Source organism: Streptomyces sp. NPDC039480 (genome assembly GCF_055597165.1).
The window spans coordinates 414,007-431,688 of record NZ_JBVITX010000007.1 but is presented as its reverse complement, the minus strand read 5'-3'; the positions used below and the strand labels follow the sequence as shown (position 1 = coordinate 431,688).

Annotated in this window: 14 protein-coding genes; 6 read left to right on the top strand and 8 right to left on the bottom strand. The window is 71.4% G+C overall.

The genetic code is table 11. The annotated features are described in order from the left end of the window. Positions 1 to 44: 44 nt before the first annotated feature. On the bottom strand, positions 45 to 1,547 hold the full coding sequence (locus ACZ56E_RS23880) for a NarK family nitrate/nitrite MFS transporter (RefSeq protein ID WP_471217110.1): 1,503 nt from the start codon (positions 1,545 to 1,547) through the stop codon (positions 45 to 47). Positions 1,548 to 1,788: 241 nt separating this feature from the next. Between ACZ56E_RS23880 and ACZ56E_RS23875 the strand changes: the two genes are divergently transcribed. From ACZ56E_RS23875 to ACZ56E_RS23860, 4 genes are all read left to right on the top strand, one after another. Then, entirely contained in the window at positions 1,789 to 3,012 is a 1,224-nt protein-coding gene (locus tag ACZ56E_RS23875) for a low temperature requirement protein A (protein ID WP_471217108.1), read from the top strand. A gap of 59 nt (positions 3,013 to 3,071) precedes the next feature. After that, positions 3,072 to 4,109 carry a P1 family peptidase gene (locus ACZ56E_RS23870; protein ID WP_471217106.1) on the top strand — a complete coding sequence of 346 codons (1,038 nt, stop codon included), beginning with the start codon at positions 3,072 to 3,074 and terminating at the stop codon, positions 4,107 to 4,109. 149 nt (positions 4,110 to 4,258) lie between these two features. Further along, positions 4,259 to 5,488 carry a L,D-transpeptidase gene (locus ACZ56E_RS23865; protein WP_471217104.1) on the top strand — a complete coding sequence of 410 codons (1,230 nt, stop codon included), beginning with the start codon at positions 4,259 to 4,261 and terminating at the stop codon, positions 5,486 to 5,488. A gap of 177 nt (positions 5,489 to 5,665) precedes the next feature. Then, entirely contained in the window at positions 5,666 to 6,442 is a 777-nt protein-coding gene (locus ACZ56E_RS23860; protein ID WP_471217102.1) for a DUF6227 family protein, read from the top strand. Between the two features lie 105 nt (positions 6,443 to 6,547). On the opposite strand, the gene ACZ56E_RS23855 is transcribed toward ACZ56E_RS23860, so the two are convergent. From ACZ56E_RS23855 to ACZ56E_RS23835, 5 genes are all read right to left on the bottom strand, one after another. Then, positions 6,548 to 6,799: a hypothetical protein gene (locus ACZ56E_RS23855; protein ID WP_471217100.1), complete on the bottom strand. Its 252-nt coding sequence runs from the start codon at positions 6,797 to 6,799 to the stop codon at positions 6,548 to 6,550. 87 nt (positions 6,800 to 6,886) lie between these two features. Then, a complete protein-coding gene (locus ACZ56E_RS23850; RefSeq protein ID WP_471217098.1) occupies positions 6,887 to 8,959 on the bottom strand; it encodes a PTS fructose transporter subunit IIABC in 2,073 nt (690 codons plus the stop codon). 630 nt (positions 8,960 to 9,589) lie between these two features. Beyond that, positions 9,590 to 10,537 carry a 1-phosphofructokinase gene (gene pfkB / locus ACZ56E_RS23845; RefSeq protein WP_471217096.1) on the bottom strand — a complete coding sequence of 316 codons (948 nt, stop codon included), beginning with the start codon at positions 10,535 to 10,537 and terminating at the stop codon, positions 9,590 to 9,592. After that, positions 10,534 to 11,295 carry a DeoR/GlpR family DNA-binding transcription regulator gene (locus tag ACZ56E_RS23840; protein WP_468715430.1) on the bottom strand — a complete coding sequence of 254 codons (762 nt, stop codon included), beginning with the start codon at positions 11,293 to 11,295 and terminating at the stop codon, positions 10,534 to 10,536. Before ACZ56E_RS23840 ends, pfkB begins: the two co-directional genes overlap by 4 nt. Positions 11,296 to 11,451: 156 nt before the next feature. Then, entirely contained in the window at positions 11,452 to 12,111 is a 660-nt protein-coding gene (locus ACZ56E_RS23835; RefSeq protein ID WP_471217094.1) for a TetR/AcrR family transcriptional regulator, read from the bottom strand. Positions 12,112 to 12,227: 116 nt separating this feature from the next. Between ACZ56E_RS23835 and ACZ56E_RS23830 the strand changes: the two genes are divergently transcribed. Continuing rightward, complete coding sequence (locus tag ACZ56E_RS23830; RefSeq protein WP_471217091.1) at positions 12,228 to 13,499, top strand: extracellular solute-binding protein; 1,272 nt, start codon at positions 12,228 to 12,230, stop codon at positions 13,497 to 13,499. 78 nt (positions 13,500 to 13,577) lie between these two features. On the opposite strand, the gene ACZ56E_RS23825 is transcribed toward ACZ56E_RS23830, so the two are convergent. Next, entirely contained in the window at positions 13,578 to 15,125 is a 1,548-nt protein-coding gene (locus ACZ56E_RS23825; RefSeq protein WP_471217089.1) for an MFS transporter, read from the bottom strand. Positions 15,126 to 15,585: 460 nt separating this feature from the next. Between ACZ56E_RS23825 and ACZ56E_RS23820 the strand changes: the two genes are divergently transcribed. Continuing rightward, positions 15,586 to 16,635, top strand: a complete 1,050-nt coding sequence (locus ACZ56E_RS23820; protein ID WP_471217224.1) for a helix-turn-helix transcriptional regulator — start codon at positions 15,586 to 15,588, stop codon at positions 16,633 to 16,635. Between the two features lie 23 nt (positions 16,636 to 16,658). Here ACZ56E_RS23820 and ACZ56E_RS23815 read toward each other — a convergent pair whose 3' ends face one another. Continuing rightward, positions 16,659 to 17,660: a sigma-70 family RNA polymerase sigma factor gene (locus tag ACZ56E_RS23815; protein ID WP_471217087.1), complete on the bottom strand. Its 1,002-nt coding sequence runs from the start codon at positions 17,658 to 17,660 to the stop codon at positions 16,659 to 16,661. Between the last annotated feature and the right edge of the window lie 22 nt (positions 17,661 to 17,682).

Here is a 17,682-nt window from a genome sequence, read left to right as displayed (position 1 = left end):
CGTACCTTTCGTATTGCTTCTTCACTGTGAGCTCCCCTCACCCGTCAGCTCGGCGACTCCGCGCCCTTGCGGGCGTAGAACCACCAGGCCACCGCGATACAGCTGATGTAGAAGGCCACGAAGCCCCACATCGCGCTGGTGACCGAGAAGTTGGCGAACATCGCCGGGATGAAGAAGAAGCCGTACGCGGCGATGGCGGACGTGAAGCCGGTGACGGCGCCCGACTCCATCTCCGACTGCTTCAGCGCCTTCGCGTACTCGGGCGTGCCTTCGGTAAGGCCCTTCAGGTGCTGGTTGCGGAAGATCACCGGGATCTGGCGGAACGTCGAGCCGTTGCCGATGCCCGAGAAGAGGAACGCGAAGAGGAAGCAGACGAAGAAGCCCCAGAAGTTGCCGTCGTCGCCGCCGGAGGGCAGGAAGCCGATGACGCCGATGATCGACAGAGCCATGCCGACGAAGGAGAGGATGGTGACCCTCGCGCCGCCGATCTTGTCGGCGATCCAGCCGCCGGCCCACCGGGCGAGCGCGCCCACGGCCGGCCCCATCCAGGCGTAGGTGGCCGCGGAGTAGGCCGCGTCGATCGGGGTGAACGTGGTGTTGATGAGCATCGGCAGGGCGGCGGCGAAGCCGATGAAGGAGCCGAACGTACCGACGTAGAGCCAGGTCATCAGCCAGTTGTGCTTGCGCCTGAAGATGATCTTCTGCTGGCTGAAGGGGGTGGAGGCGACCTTGAGGTCGTTCTGGCCGAACCATGCGACGGCGGCCAGGATCACCAGGACCGGCACCCACAGGAACGCGGCGTTCTGCAGCCAGACCGGTGTCCCGTCGGCCTTGTGCTGGGCGGAGCCGACCGCGACGACCGAGCTGGTGATGACGATCGGGGTCAGCAGCTGGACGACGGAGACGCCGAGGTTGCCGAGACCGCCGTTGATGCCGGTCGCGTTCCCCTTGTCCTTCTTGGGGAAGAAGAAGCCGATGTTGGCGAGGGACGAGGCGAAGTTGGCGCCGCCGATGCCGCAGAGCGCCGCGATGGCGATCATCACGCCGTACGAGGTGTCGGGGTTCTGGACCGCGATGCCGAGCCAGATCAGCGGGACGACCAGGACGACCGTGGAGAGGGCGGTGAAGCGGCGCTGGCCGATCATCGGGCCGAGGAAGGTGTAGAGGATCCGGGCCGTGCCGCCCGTCAGACCGGGGACGGCCGTCAGCCAGAACAGCTGAGAGGTGGAGAAGCCGAAGCCGACGTCCTTGAGGTTGGTCGCGGTGACCGACCACACCTGCCAGACGACGAAGGCGACGAGCAGGGCGGGGACCGCGATCCACAGGTTGCGGACGGCGACCTTCCGGCCTGTGGACCGCCAGAAGAGTTCGTTCTCCGGCTCCCAGTCGGTGATGGTCCTGCCGGGTCGGTACTGCGCGGGGTCGTACGACTTGGCCAGGTCGCGCGGGGCGGCGGGGTCGCGCGACGCGGCGGGGTCGTACGACGTGGCCGTGGGCTCGGTCCGCGTGGGCTCGGTCCGCGTGGGGTGGGCGACAGGCGGTCTCATGTTGGTTCCCGGTTCGCTCAGGGTCCCGACCTTGCTACGGGGCCTGACACCTCCACGGTCCGTCGCGCGGGCCCGCGCGGGCAGAGGCGTTGGGCACCTGCCGGCCGGGCGAAAGACCGGGGCCAAGGTCAGGGAGCGCGGCAGGACTTCGGACCCCGGGCACTGCGGCGGCCGGGTGGCGCCGCCGTGCCGCTTGGCGCCGCGGCCCGGTCCTGCGGACACGTTCTGCTGTTGTGGAGGAATGACCTCCGCTTCTGCCTCTCCCCCACCGCACACCGGCCCGCCCTCCACCACCCCGAAGCCGCTGCGGCCACTCCTCTCCCGCGGGCGCGACGAGGAGCACCGCGCCGCGACACCGCTCGAGCTCTTCTTCGACCTGTGCTTCGTCGTGGCGGTCGCGCAGGCCGGTGCGGAGCTGGTGCACGCCGTCGCCGAGGGGCATGCGGGCGAGGGCGTCCTCAACTACGCGATGGTGTTCTTCGCGCTGTTCTGGGCGTGGGTGAACTTCTCGTGGTTCGCCTCGGCGTACGACAACGACGACGTGCTGTACCGCGTGGTCACGCTGGTCCAGATCGCCGGTGTGCTCGTCTTCGCCGCCGGGGTCTCCAAGGCCTTCGAGGAGCACGACTTCCTCCTGGTCTGGCTCGGCTACCTGATCATGCGCATCGCGCTCACCTCGCAGTGGCTGCGCGTGGCCAGGGCGGCGACGGGCGCCGAGCGCGGCACGGCCCTGCGGTACGCGTGCGGTGTGCTGCTCTGCCAGGTCGGCTGGTCGGGGCTGCTGTTCCTGCCGGAGGGCGCACGGCCCTGGCTGTTCCTCGTGATGGCGGTCGCGGAGCTGTGCGTGCCGGTGATCGCGGAGCGCGCGTACACGACGGCCTGGCACCCGCACCACATCTCCGAGCGGTACGGCCTGTTCACCATCATCGTGCTCGGCGAGACCATCGCGGCGGCGACCGTCGCCGTGAAGTCGGGGATCGAGGAGAACGACGCGCTCGACGAGTTGCTGCCCATCGCCGCGGGTGGCCTCCTCATCGTCTTCGCCGCGTGGTGGATCTACTTCGTGGTGCCGATCCACGGGCGGCTGGCCGGCAACCGGCAGGCGTTCCTGTGGGGTTACGGCCACTACGTGATCCTCGGCTCGGCCGCGGCGATCGGGGCCGGGATCGAGGTGGCGGTCGAGCAGGCCGTCGGCAAGGCGCACATCTCGACCCTGGCGGCGTCCGCCGCGGTGACCGTGCCGACGGCGCTCTATCTGTTCACCGTGTGGGCGCTGCACTCCCGTTACTACAAGGTGGGGACGGCGCAGCAACTGGTGCTGCCGGTCAGTACGTTGGCAGTGCTGGCGAGTACGTTCGCGGGGCGCTGGGCGGTGCTGGTGGCCGGGCTCGTGACGGCGGCGACGGTCGCGACGGGGGTGACGCTCACGGCGCGCATGACACGCGTGACAGAACGGCGCGGGTGACGCTCACCACGTGTGTGGGGCGGCGCTCATGAGGGGTGGTGCGTGGTACGGATCGGGGCATGACTACTGACTCCCTGACCGATGTCGCGGGGCTCCGCGTCGGCCACGCCACGCGGGCCGGCGACGGGTGGCTGACCGGCACCACCGTGGTCCTCGCCCCCGAGGGCGGGGTGGTCGCCGCCGTGGACGTGCGCGGCGGCGGGCCCGGCACCCGGGAGACGGACGCTCTCGATCCGCGCAATGTGGTGCAGCGCGTCGAGGCGGTCGTCCTCACCGGCGGCAGTGCGTACGGCCTGGATTCCGCGTCCGGGGTGGTGGCGTGGCTGGCGGAGCGCGGCCGGGGCGTGCGGGTGGGCCCCGATCCCGCCCACGTCGTGCCCGTCGTCCCGGCCGCCTGCGTCTTCGACCTGGGCCGCGGCGGCGACTTCGGGGCCCGCCCCGACGCGGCGACCGGGCGGGCCGCCGTCGAGGATGCCGCGCGCACCGAGCCGTTCACGCCCGTCGTGGAGGGGAACGTGGGGGCGGGCACCGGCGCGGTGGTCGGGAGTTGCAGGGGCGGTGTCGGCAGTGCGAGCGTCCGCCTCGACTCGGGGATCACGGTCGCCGCGCTGGTCGTGGCGAACGCCGCGGGTTCGGGGGTGGATCCGGGGACGGGGGTGTTGTACGGGCGGTACTTCGAGGGGCGGCGGGTGCGTTACCCGGCGTCCGAGGTGCATGAGGAGGCGCGGCGGCGCCTCGCGGAGGCCGCCGCGGAGAACGGTCCGCCGCCGCTGAACACCACGCTCGCCGTGGTCGCCACCGACGCCGACCTCACCAAGGCGCAGGCGCAGAAGCTGGCCGGCACCTCGCACGACGGAATGGCGCGCGCGGTGCGGCCCGTCCATCTCCTCAACGACGGTGACACGGTCTTCGCCCTCGCCACCGGGGAGCGCGCCCTGGCCGCCGAGAAGCCGCTCGCCCTCAACGAGATCCTCGCGGCGGGCGCGGACGTGGTGACGGCGGCGATCACGCGGGCGATGCTCGCGGCCCATTCCGTGAAGACGCCGGGCGGCAGCTTCCCCGCGTACCGAGACCTCTACGAGCCCGCGGGCAACTAGCCCAAAGGTGCCCAAACAGCCCCACAGTTCCGCCTGTTGGGCTCACCGAGTGTGCTCACACTCACACCCTCCGGACGGAACCTATCCACGCACAGGAACGCTCTTAAGTCGTACTGGAACAGAACACCCAACTGGATCAGAACACGTACTTGGAGCAGCCCGTGACAAGGTCGGTCATAGTCAACCCCCGGCGCCGTGCCCTGCTGGCCGCCACCGCGCTCGCCGCCGTGGGCGCGCTGACCCTGACGGCCTGCGGCGGCGACGCCGACGCCAAGAACGACAAGAAGGGCGCCAACTCCGCCGCCAAGGGCGCGGAGATCACCATCTCCTCGAAGGACGGCGCCACCGACGCCTCGATCAACGCCACCGGCGTCAAGGTCAAGGGCGGCAAGCTGACGAGCGTGAAGATGACGTCGGTGACGTCCGGCGCCGCGGTCGAGGGCACCATCTCGGGTGACGGCACCACCTGGAAGCCCAAGGGGCAGCTGGAGCGCGGCACGAAGTACAGGGTGACCGCCAACGCCAAGGACCCCAAGGGCAACGCGGCGACGGAGAACGCGACGTTCACCACCGTCTCCACGGCCAACAGCTTCATCGGCAGCTACACGCCCGACGGCGGCACCACGGTCGGCGTCGGCATGCCGGTCTCCTTCAACTTCGACAAGGCGATCACGGAGAAGAAGGACGTCCAGTCGAACATCACGGTGACGTCGAGCAGCGGCCAGAAGGTCGTCGGCCACTGGTTCGGCAACCAGCGCCTCGACTTCCGGCCCGAGGAGTACTGGAAGGCCGGCTCCAAGGTCACCATGAAGATCAACCTGGACGGCGTGAAGGGCGGGAACGGCATCACCGGCGTGCAGCACAAGACGGTCACCTTCACCGTCGGCCGCGCGCAGGTCTCCACCGTCGACGTCAAGGCCAAGAAGATGACGGTCGAGCGGGACGGCAAGGTCATCAAGACCATCCCGATCTCCGCGGGCAGCCCGTCGAACCCGACGTACAACGGCAAGATGGTGATCTCCGAGAAGTTCACCCAGACCCGGATGAACGGTGACACGGTCGGCTTCGGCGGGGAGTACGACATCAAGGACGTGCCGCACGCCATGCGGCTGTCCACGTCGGGCACCTTCATCCACGGCAACTACTGGGGCTCGCCCTCGATCTTCGGCAGCGCCAACACCAGCCACGGCTGTGTCGGCCTCCAGGACGCGCGAGGCGCGGGCGACCCGAACACCATGGGCGCCTGGTTCTACAACAACTCCCTGATCGGTGACGTCGTCTCGGTCACGGGCTCGCCCGACAAGACGATCGCCCCGGACAACGGCCTCAACGGCTGGAACATGTCCTGGAGCGAGTGGACGGCCGGCAGCGCGAGCTGACGCGCTCACGGCACCGGCAACTGGGCGGGCCACGCGGGAACTTCCCGGGGTGGCCCGCCCGTTTTCCTGATCCCGGGCATCTTGCTCGCGCGTTTTCCCGTTCCCGGGCATGATGTCGGACCCAGGGGCTACGGTATGCACTCACCAGGTGACATGTAGCAACGCCGGGAGCAAGCCTTGAGCGTTCCGTACGACACTGCGTACGAGCCACCCGAGTCGCCCGAGCCACACTCTCCGGAGGAGCACCTCGAGCGACTCCTCGGCCGTGCCCTGAACTCCTTCGACCTGCCGGACGAGGTCCTGGCCCGCCTGGGCTCCGCCCTCGCCCACGACAGCTCCCTGCACTCCGCGCACCACAGCTCGGGGCTGCACCGCGAGACGTACAGACACACGTGGCTGCTCGCCGACGCCTCCGTGCTGACCCTCTGGGAGCTCGTCCACAACACCGCGCCGGGCAGCGCCCCGACCCACGAGGTCTACGCCGACGAGGAGGAGGCGGGCGTCGCCACCTCACGGCTGCCGCTGCCGCCCGACCCGCCGGCGTGCGGCCGGCCCGTCGTGCTCCAGTTCCCCGCCGACTCCGAGCCGCGTCACGCGTATGTTCCGGACGACTCCGCGGACCACGCGCGCCGGCTCCTGCGCCGCGCGGAGAACCCGGACGGCGACCGGCCCGACGAGAGCGTCGCGCGACTGCTGCGCGCGGCGTTCGCGCACCAGATCACCCAGGCCTTCGGCCGCCCCTGCCTGACCGGTGAGATACGCACGTCCTTCTCGCTCTACGAGCACGCGTTCCTGCTCTTCGACGGCGGCGAGATCAGCCTGTGGGAGGTCGAGCACACGCTCACGCCCGACGGGCGGCACATGTGCGAGGTGTACGACAGCGAGGAGGCGGCCCGCGCCGCGATGGAGCGCAGGGCCCGCGACTGGACGGCGCGGAGCCGCAACCGCTCCTGATCTCCCGAGTTCCTGAGCTCCTGAGCTCCTGAGCTCCTGAGCTCCTGAGCTCCTGAGCTCCTGAGCTCCTGAGCTCCTGAGCTCCTGAGCTCCTGAGCTCCTGAGTCAGCGTCCGTCGCCGAACTGTCGTACGAGACCCGCGAAGGCGTCCCGCTCGTCCGGCGTGAGCTCCACGGTCTCCGCGCGCGGCGGGCCCTGCTGGGCCGGCAGCGCGCGGAGCGACGGAGCGGGGCGCGGCGCCTCCACGGCGAAGCGGCCCTTGCGCATCATCCGCACCAGGCCGACGGCCCAGGCGACGGTCGCCGCGGCGAGGACGGCCACGCCTATCTGCTGAACGATCGAGACATCCTGGAGCATGCGGCCCAGTAGACAACAGCGCCCGGGGCTTTCGACAGGGGGTAATGGGACTTAGGTCCCGAAGTGACGCAAGTCGCACACTCCGGTTCAGACCGCCGCGGGGGACCCCTTGGCGTCCTTGGCGTCGGTCACGCCCGCCACAGCCTCCTCCTCCGTCACCGCCGTCTCCCCGGGTGCCGTCTTCCTGGCTCCCTTGAGCAGGACGACGACGACCGTCGAGACGCAGACACCGGCGGCGATCGCCACGAGGTAGAGCAGGGGGCTGCCGATCAGCGGGACCACGAACACACCGCCGTGGGGCGCGCGCAGAGTGCAGCCGAAGGCCATCGACAGGGCTCCGGTGACGGCGCCGCCCGCCATGGACGCGGGGATCACGCGCAACGGGTCGGCCGCCGCGAACGGAATCGCGCCCTCCGTGATGAAGGAGGCGCCGAGGAACCAGGCCGCCTTGCCGTTCTCCCGTTCGGTCTTGGTGAAGAGACGTCCGCGGACCGTCGTGGCGAGCGCCATGGCGAGCGGCGGGACCATGCCGGCCGCCATCACCGCGGCCATGACCTTGAGGCTGCCGTCGGTCGGGTGGGCGAGGCCGCCGACGGCGAAGGCGTAGGCCACCTTGTTCAGCGGGCCGCCGAGGTCGAAGCACATCATCAGGCCGAGGATGACGCCGAGGATGACGGCGTTGGCTCCGGAGAGACCCTCCAGCCAGTCGGTCAGCGAGCTCTGCAGCGAGGCGATGGGCTTGCCGACGACGAGGAACATCAGGAAGCCGACCACCGCCGAGGAGATCAGCGGGATCACCACGACCGGCATGATGCCGCGTAGCACGGCCGGGATACGGACCCGTTGGATGCACATGACGACGGCGCCGGCGATCAGGCCGGCGGCGAGGCCGCCGAGGAAGCCGGCGTTGATGGTGACGGCGACCGAGCCGCCGACGAAGCCGGGGACCAGGCCCGGCCGGTCTGCCATTCCGTACGCGATGTAGCCGGCGAGGACCGGGACCAGGAAGGCGAAGGCGAGACCGCCGATCTGGAAGAGCAGCGCGGCCCAGCTGGTGTGGTCCGTCCAGATGAAGTGCTCGGCGACGGACGGGGCCTTGTCGATCTTCCAGCCGCCGATGGCGAATCCGAGGGCGATCAGGAGGCCGCCCGCGGCGACGAAGGGGACCATGTAACTGACGCCGGACATCAGCCACTTGCGGAGCTTGGTGGCGTAGCCGTCGCCGCTGTCGCCCGTGTTGTCGACGGGGGTGGGCCCCCCAGTGGTGGGGGTGGCCGTCTCACCACGTGCGGCCTTTTCCCTCACCTCCGCGATGAGTTCGGCGGGACGGTTGATGCCGGCCTTCACCCCTACGTCGACGGTGGGCTTTCCGGCGAAACGGTCCTTGTCCCGTACCGGGACGTCGTGCGCGAAGACGACGCCGTCCGCGGCGGCGATGACGGCGGGGTCGAGGCGGGTGAAGCCGGCCGACCCCTGCGTCTCGACCACGATCTCCACGCCGGCGCCACGGGCGGCGTTTTCGAGGGACTCCGCGGCCATGTAGGTGTGGGCGATGCCTGTGGGACAGGAGGTGACGGCGACGATGCGGAAGGGTTGGGTGGGGGGAGGGGCCGGGGTGGGCGTGGGGGTTGGGTTGGCGTCGGCGTCAGCGTCAGCGTCGGGAGCGTCGGCGGCGGGGAGGGCTTCGGCTGCGACGTCCGTTTCGGCTTCGGCTGCCTCGCCGCTGATCAGGGCCGCCGCCTCCGTGGCCGACTCCGCCGACCGCAGTGCGGCCGTGAACTCCGCGTCCATCAGCTGCCGTGCCAGGGACGACAGGATCGTCAGGTGGGCGTCGTCCGCGCCCGCCGGGGCCGCGATCAGGAAGATCAGGTCGGCGGGGCCGTCCGGTGCGCCGAAGTCGATGCCGCGTGCCGAGCGGCCGAACGCGAGGGTCGGCTCGGTGACGTGCGCGCTGCGGCAGTGCGGGATGCCGATGCCGCCGTCCAGGCCGGTCGGCATCTGCGCCTCACGGGCCGCGACATCGGCCAGGAACCCGTCCAGGTCGGTCACTCGGCCGAGGGCCACCATGCGTTCGGCGAGGGAGCGGGCCGCGGCTTCCTTGGTTTCGGCGGACAGGTCGAGTTCGAGGTCGACCAGGTCCGCGCTGATCATCTGAGTCATCGCGGGCTCCTTCGCACGCGTATCACCCGTGCCGCCGCTGGTGTTGCTGGGTGGGCGGAGGGGGTGTTGGGGGGACGGGGGCAGCTGGGGGGCTACTGGGGGGCGGGGCTATTGGTGTGGTGGCGGGCCGGTGAGGAGCCGCCGCGCCCGGGGCGACGCGGCGGGCTTCACCTGGGGGAGCGGGGGCGGGGGGAGAACCGGGGAGGCGGGGCCGGGGCGGGGACGGGTGCCGCTGAAGGGATGCGGCAGGTGCGGGGGCGGGGGCTGTTGAGGGAGAGGGGGCGAGTGAGGAGACACGGGCCACCCGAGGAGCAGGGGGCGCCGAGGGAGCGGGAGCCGCTGGAGGAACGGCGGCAGGTACGGGGGTGGGAGTCGCTGCGGGGGCGGGGGCGAGTGAGGGGGTGAGGGCCGCTGGAGGAGCAGGGGGTGCTGAGGGGGCGAAGGTGACTGCGTGGGCAGGGGACGCTGAGGGGGCAGGGGCGAGTGAGGGGGTGAGGGCCGCTGGAAGAGCAGGGGGTGCTGAGGGGGCGGAGGTGACTGCGTGGGCAGGGGACGCTGAGGGGGCAGGGGTGACTGCGTGGGCAGGGGGCGCCGGGCGTCGGGGGGTGGGGAGAGGGTGCGGGGCGGGGGTCATGGGGCGGGTTCTGTCAGGGGGCGGGACAAGGGGGGCTTGTCCGTTAGCGTGACCGCGGACGGGGCCAGGTCCGACGGGGTCGGCATTGCGCTGCCCGGGAGTTGGACCGCGGCCGCGCCGTGTGCCACGGCGGAGGCGAGTGCGCGCGGCCCGCTGCCGCCGGCGATCAGGAAGCCGGCGAGGGAGGAGTCGCCGGCGCCGACGTTGCTGCGCACGGTGGCGACGGGCGCGCTCGCGAAGTACGTGCCCGTCGCGTCGACCAGGAGCTGGCCGTCGGCGCCCAGGCTGGCGAGGACGGCGCGTGCGCCCGCCCCCCGCAGCTCCTCCGCCGCCTCGACCGCGTCGCCGACCGTCACCAGAGGGCGGGCCACGGCCTCGGCGAGCTCCTCGACGTTGGGCTTGACGACGTCGGGGCGTTCGGCGAGCGCGGCGAGCAGGGCGGGGCCCGAGGTGTCCAGGGCGATCCGGGCGCCCGCCGCGTGCGCGCGGGCCACCAACTCCGCGTACCAGGAAGGCTTCAGGCCCCGCGGCAGGCTGCCGCAGCAGGCGATCCAGTCGGCGCCGGCCGACCGCTCACCGATCGCGGCGAGCAGCAACTCGCGCTCCCGCTCGAATAGTTCGGGGCCGGGCGCGTTGATCTTCGTGAGGGTGCCGTCCGGCTCCGCCACCGCGATGTTGGAACGGGTCTGCCCGGCCACCGGCACCGGGGCCGCCTCGATGCCCTGCTCCCGCAGGAGTTGGGCGACGAGGGCGCCGGGCGCTCCGCCGAGGGGCAGCACGGCGACCGTCCGCACGCCCGCGGCCGCGACGGCCCGCGAGACGTTGACGCCCTTGCCGCCCGGGTCCATGCGCTCGCCCGTGGCGCGGACGACCTCGCCCCGGTCGAGGGACGGCACCTCGTAAGTGCGGTCGAGGGACGGGTTGGGGGTGACGGTGAGGATCATGCGCGTACTACTTCCGTGCCGCCGCGCTCGATGGCGGCCGCGTCGTCATCGGTCAGGCCGGTGTCGGTGATCAGCAGGTCCACGTCGGCGAGGCCGCCGAAGCGGGCGAAGTGCTCCTGGCCGTGCTTGGCCGAGTCGGCGAGCAGCACGACGCGGCGGGCGGCGGCGACGGCCGCCCGCTTCACGGCGGCCTCGGCGAGGTCGGGGGTGGTGAGGCCGCTCTGCGCGGAGAATCCGTTGGCGGCGAGGAAGACGACGTCGGCGCGGATCTCGCCGTACGCCCGAAGGGCCCATGCGTCGACCGCCGCGCGCGTACGCTGCCGGACCCGGCCGCCGATGAGGTGGAGCTGGATGCCGGGGTGGTCGGCGAGGCGGGCGGCCGTCGGCAGGCTGTGTGTGACGACGGTGAGCGTCGACTCCAGCGGGAGCCCCGCCGCAAGGCGCGCGACGGTCGACCCGGCGTCGAGGATGACGCTGCCCTCGGCGGGCAGCTCGGCGAGGGCGGCGCGGGCGATGCGGTCCTTCTCGTCGGCGGCGGTGCCCTCGCGCTCGGCGAGGTCCGGCTCGAAGTCGAGGCGCCCGGCGGGGATGGCGCCCCCGTGCACGCGGCGGACGAGACCGGCCCGGTCGAGCGCCTTCAGGTCGCGCCGGATGGTCTCCGCGGTGACCTGGAACTCCTCGGCCAGTGACAGGACGTCGACCCGCCCACCGTCCCGCGCGAGCCGCAGGATCTCCTGCTGCCGCTCCGGTGCGTACATGTCCGTTCGCCTCCACCGAATGCCCGAGCCTGTGGTTTCACTCGCAGAGTACGGCTGGATTTCCGGAAAGTAAACAACTTCGGGCGCTACTCGGACACAAACGGACTTCCATCGGCAGCCGAAGATAGACAGGCGATGGGTCGCTTCTGGCCGGCCCTACGGCCAGGGAAAGGCGTCCAGCGACGCGAGGCAGCGCGCCGCGAGCGCAGCCGGGCCGTCGGTGGCGTTGTCCGCCGGTGCGCCGCCCGCGGCCCAGGTCTCGACGGCCACCCGCACCGCCGCACTCGCGACGGCCGCCGCGAGGCGAAGGTCCAGGTCAGCGCCTTCCGACTCGGGGTCCGCCGGACCCCGCGCGCCGGCACGCTCCGCCAGCACCGACAGGAGCGTCTGCTCCGACGCGTGGCACGCGTCCGCCCACACCGAGCGCAGCGCCGGGCTCTCCGCCGACATGCGCAGCAGCGCGCGCACCCAGTCCAGGGACTCCGCCGCGCCCGCGTCGTCGGCGCCGAGCGCGTCCGCGACCGCGTGCCGCAGCGCGTCCGGAACGGACAGCTCCGCCGGTGCCCGGCGCACCGCCTCCGCCCACTGCTGCGCCCCCGCGACGAAGAGCGGCGCGACCGACTCCTCCTTGGTCGCGAAGTAGCGGTAGAAGGTGCGCGGCGCCACGCCCGCCGCCCGGGCGATGTCCTCGGCACGGGTGGCACGCAGTCCGTCTGCGACGAAAAGCGCCGCCGCTGTGCGGGCGATGTCGAGGCGGGTCTCGGCCTTACGGCGCTCCGTCAGCGACGGTTGTGACGACTGCGAACCACTGGGCATGACAGGCAGGTTATGTCAGCCCACCACGGACCACCTCGTCGCCACTAACTGCCCCTGTGGCAGAATCTGCCACCACGAAAGCATGTAGAACCGCAGAGGCAAAAGGTGGCGAACAGGTGCGTCGTCGGAAGTTCCTTCTCCACACGGCCGGTCTCACCGGCGCCACCGCCCTCGGCGCCACCGCCCTCGGCACCGTCGGCCTGACCGCCTGTTCCGCCGAGACCGACTCCCCGCTCAAGCTCCTCGTGGCCAGCTACGACAAGAGCGTGGGCTCCTCGATCGGCGACCAGTGGGGCGGCCTCATCGGCGCCTTCAAGAAGGCCCACCCGGACATCGAGGTCCACCTCGAACGCGTCCCGTTCACCAAGCTCGACCAGACCCTCGCCCGGCGCGTGAAGGACGGCGACGCCCCCGACATCGCGCAGTCCAACTTCTTCGCGCCCTACGCCGAGGACGGCAAGCTGTACGGCGCCGACGACCTCTTCGACGTCCGGACCGAGGGCGACTTCATCCGCTCCTACGCGGAGGCGGGCATGGTCGACCGCGTCCAGTACGGCCTGCCCTTCCTGGCCAGCACCCCGCGCCTCTTCTACAACAAGGCCCTCTTCAGGCAGGCCCGCGTCAAGGCGCCCCGCTCCTGGGCCGAACTGCGGGAGGCGGCCGAGGCGTTGAAGGCGATCGGCGTACCCACCCCGTACGGTCTGCAGCTCGGTCCGGAGGCCGCCGAGGACGAGGCGCTCGCCTGGCTCCTCGCGGACGGCGGCGGCTACGCCGGTCTCACCGGCTACGACTTCGCCACCCCCAGCAACATCGACACCCTCACCTGGCTGCGCGACAACCTCGTGGCGCGCGGCCTGGCGGGCGCCGACCCCAAGTCGCTGACCAGGACGGAGGCGTACGCCCAGTTCCTGCGCGGCAAGATCGGCATGATGATCGCCCACCCGGTCCTGATGGGCGCCGCCGATCAGGCCAAGTTCCCTTACGCGCACGCCCCGTTCCCCAAGAAGCTCGGCGGCGTGGCGCCGCCCGTGGGTCTCAACGACTGGCTGATGGCGTTCAAGCAGAACGGGCGGCGCGAGCAGTGCGGCACGTTCCTGAGCTATCTGTACGGCAGGAAGTCCGCGTTGGCGTACGGCGGAAGTCAGTCCGCCCTGCCGGTGACGAGCTCCGCGGCGGACGCCCTGCGCGAGGACCCCAAGCAGCGGCCGCTGTGGGACTTCATCGACCAGATGCCGCAGGCGCAGTTCCAGCCGACGAACCTCGGTTCCTGGCCGGAGGTCCGGAGCGCGGTGCGCCGCCGTATCGGCGAGGCGGTCGTGAAGGGCGGCAGCCCGAAGGACGTCCTGGAGTCCCTGGACACGGCGGCGGCCCAGGCGGAACTCGCGTAACTCCAGAGTTCCCCACCGGGCCGCCCGGGCCGCCCGGGCCGCCCAGGCCGCCCACCTCACCGGGACCACGCCACCCCGCTACCGCGTCAACGCAGGCTCCTTGTCCGCGAGTTCGTCGTCGGCGGCGGCAGCGGCGGGCAGCTCCTCGCCCGCGCCACCCTCCACGTGCACCCGCGGCTTCGCCGGCAGGGCGAACATCACCAGGAAGATGACGGCGAGCACACCCGTCACCCACCACAGCGCGTTCTGGAAGCCGTCCGCGAACTCCGCGGGGATCCGCTCCCTCGGGACCCGCTCGTCGATCACTCCGAAGAAGACCACCGACACCAGGCCGAGGCCGAGCGCGGTGCCCATCTGCTGCACGGTGTTGATGAGACCGGAGGCCGAACCCGCGTGCTCCCGCGGAACCTCCGAGAGAACCGCGTCCGTCAGCGGGGCGACGATCAGGCCCATGCCGACGCCCATCACGACCAGCGGGAGCGCCATCTGCCAGGGGGCGATGTCCGCGCCGTACCGGCCGGCCTCCCAGATGTAGATCAGTACGCCCGCCGCCATCGCCAGGGCACCGGCCTGCAGCACCTTGCGGCCGAAACGGGGCACGAGCTTCTGCACGGAGATGCCGGCCGCCGCCGAGACGGCGATCGAGAACGGCACCCCGGTCAGTCCGGCGCGCAGCGCGGTCCAGCCGAGGCCGACCTGCATGTAGAGCGTCCAGACCAGGAAGAAGATGCCCATCGTGACACCGAAGACGGTCTGCACGGCGATGCCCGCGGCGAAGCTCTTCACCTTGAACAGCGACAGTTCGACGAGCGGCGAGCCGTCCTTGGCCGCCTTCTTCTTCTCGTACGCGACGAGGGCGGCGAAGACGACGAGCGAGCCCGCCATCATGACGTGACCCCACACCGGCCAGCCCAGCTCGCGCCCGCGGGTGAGCGGGTAGAGCAGCATCAGCAGGCCGACGGTGACCAGCACGACGCCGAACAGGTCCAGCTTGAGGGCGCGCGGCGCCTTCGACTCGGTGATGAACTTCCGTCCGAGGATGAGCCCCGCGATGCCGACCGGCAGGTTGATGAGGAAGATCGGGCGCCATTCGAGGCCGAAGATGTTCCACTCGGTGAGCAGCGCGCCGAGCAGCGGCCCGGAGACCGCGCCGAGGCCGACGATCATGCCGAAGAGGCCGAAGACCTTGCCGCGCTCGTGGGCCGGGAAGGTCGCGTGCACGATCGACAGCACCTGCGGGACCATCAGCGCGGCCATGCCGCCCTGGAGGATGCGCGAGGCGACCAGCATCTCCGGGTTCACCGCGAAGCCGCAGAGCGCGGAGGCGACGGTGAAGCCGGTGATCCCTATCAGGAAGAGCCGCTTGCGGCCGTGGATGTCGCCGAGCCGGCCGCCGGTGACGAGACCGGCGGCGAAGGCGAGGGCGTAACCCGCGGTGATCCACTGGATCTGGCTGTACGAGGCGCCCTCGTCCCGCTGGATGGCCGGGATGGCGATGTTGACGATCGTGACGTCGACGAGGTCCATGAACGCGGCGGTCATCACGATGGCCAGGGCGAACCACCGCCGGCGGTCGCCGACGGCCGCAGGTGTCCCCGGGGCGGAAACGGTGCTGGGTGAAGTCATGCCGCAAGGCTAGGGGCCATATAGGCCAGGACATGACCTAATTATCCGGCATGCTGATGACATGACGACGGCATGGCGGATACGAGGCGTGAGGACGCGTGAGGACGCCGTGACGACGACATGCCGGGTGGCTGGCTTGACGACGGCGTGACGGCGTGACGGCGGCATGGCGACGTATGACTACGGCGCCACAGGCGTCATGACGGCGGCCTGACGACGCAAGACGACCGCACCACAGGCGCCATGACGGACGGCCTGACGGCACAGGACGCCCGCACCACAGGCGCCATGACGGACGGCCCGACGACGACACCACGGACGCCACGACCACGCCCGACGACACCACGGACGCCACGACAACCCACGAGGACGCCATGACGGACAGCACCACGAGGGCACGACCGACGGCACGACCGACGCCGCGACCGCGGCAAGACGACGATGGGACGGCGGCATGACCATGACGACGGACGGTACGGCGGCCGGTGCCGACACCCCGGCGCGCCTCTTCCAGCTCCTTTCCCTCCTCCAGACTCCCCGCGAGTGGCCCGGCGCCGAGCTGTCCGAGCGGCTTGGGGTCAGCAGGCGCACGGTGCGGCGCGACATCGACCGGCTGCGGGACCTCGGCTACCCCGTGCGGGCCAGCCAGGGCGCCGCCGGTGGCTACCGGCTCGTCGCGGGCAAGGCCATGCCGCCGCTCGTCCTGGACGACGAGGAGGCCGTGGCCATCGCGGTGGGCCTGCGGGCCGGGGCGGGGCACGCGGTGGAGGGCGTGGAGGAGGCGTCCGTGCGGGCGCTCGCCAAGCTGGAGCAGGTACTGCCGGGGCGCCTGCGCCACCGCGTCTCCGCGCTGCAGACCGCGACGACGGCGCTGACCAGCGGGGACGGGGCGAGTATCGCGCCGGAGACGCTGACGGTGATGGCGTCGGCGGCGGCCGGCCACGAGCGGCTGCGGTTCGCCTACCGGGCGGGCGACGGCACGGAGTCGCGCCGCCTCACCGAGCCGTACCAGCTGGTGTCGACGGGCCGGCGCTGGTACCTCGTGGCGTACGACATCGACCGCGAGGACTGGCGGACCTTCCGGGTGGACCGGGTGGCCGATCCGTTCGCGACGGGGGCGCGGTTCGTGCCGCGGGAGCTGCCGCAGGGGGACGCCGCGGAGTACATCCGTCAGTCGATGTGGCGCGGACGCCAGACGTACGACGTGGATGTGACCTTCGGCGCGCCCGCGGAGTTCATCGCCGCGCGGCTGCCCGCGCACCTGGCACCGGTGGAGCCCGTGGACGACCACACCTGCCGCCTGCGCTGCGCGGCCTCGGACTCCGTCGAATGGCTGGCGGTACGCCTGGCGGTCCTGGACTGCGACTTCACGGTCCACGGCCCGGGGGAGCTGGTGGCCTGCATCAGGGACATGGCCGAACGCCTGACCCGCTCGCTCCCGGACAAAGGGCGGGCGGGTGGGGAAAACGCGCGAAGCGCGACGCCCCGGCAAAACGGCGCAGGAGGATAAGGCAACCGCCCCAGGCCGGCCGCCTAGGCCGCCGCGTCGAACCCCGTGTCCCGCGCCAGCTTCTTCAGCTCCAGGAGCGCGTGCTTCTCTATCTGGCGGATCCGCTCGCGGGTCAGCCCGTGCTCCTTGCCGACCTCCGTGAGCGTGCGCTCGCGGCCGTCGTCGATGCCGTACCGCATCTTGATGATGGAGGCCGTGCGCTGGTCGAGGCGGCCGATCAGGTCGTCGAGCTCCTCGCTGCGCAGCAGCGAGAGGACGGACTGCTCGGGCGAGACCGCCGAGGTGTCCTCCAGGAGGTCGCCGAACTGGGTGTCGCCCTCGTCGTCCACGCCCATGTTCAGCGAGACGGGGTCGCGGGCCCAGTCCAGGACGTCGCTGACGCGCTCGGGCGTCGAGGCGAGCTCCGCGGCGATCTCGGCGGGCTCCGGATCCCGGCCGTTCTCACGGTTGAACTCGCGCTGGACTCGGCGGATCCGGCCCAGCTCCTCCACGAGGTGGACGGGGAGGCGGATGGTGCGGGACTGGTCGGCTATCGAGCGGGTGATGGCCTGGCGGATCCACCACGTGGCGTACGTGGAGAACTTGAATCCCTTGGCGTAGTCGAACTTCTCGACGGCTCGGACCAGGCCCGCGTTGCCCTCCTGGATGAGGTCGAGGAGGGGGAGGCCGCTGCGCGGATAGCGGCGGGCCACCGCGACGACCAGGCGGAGGTTCGACCGGATGAAGACGTCCTTGGCGCGCTCGCCGTCGGCCACGAGGGCTTCGAGCTCCTCGCGGTCCGCGGTGACCTTGCTGTCCTCGACCTCGCCGTCCAGGATCTTGCGGGCATACACGCCCGCCTCGATGACCTGGGAGAGCTCTACTTCCTTGGCGGCGTCGAGCAGCGGCGTGCGCGCGATCTCGTCGAGATACATGCCGACCAGGTCGCGGTCGGCGATCTCCCCGCCTACGGCGCGAACACTGCGTGCCGCGTCGGTCCCACCGGAGGCGGCGGACTTGCGACGGGCGACGGCACGGGTTGCCATGCGTGCTCCCTTGCGATGGTGG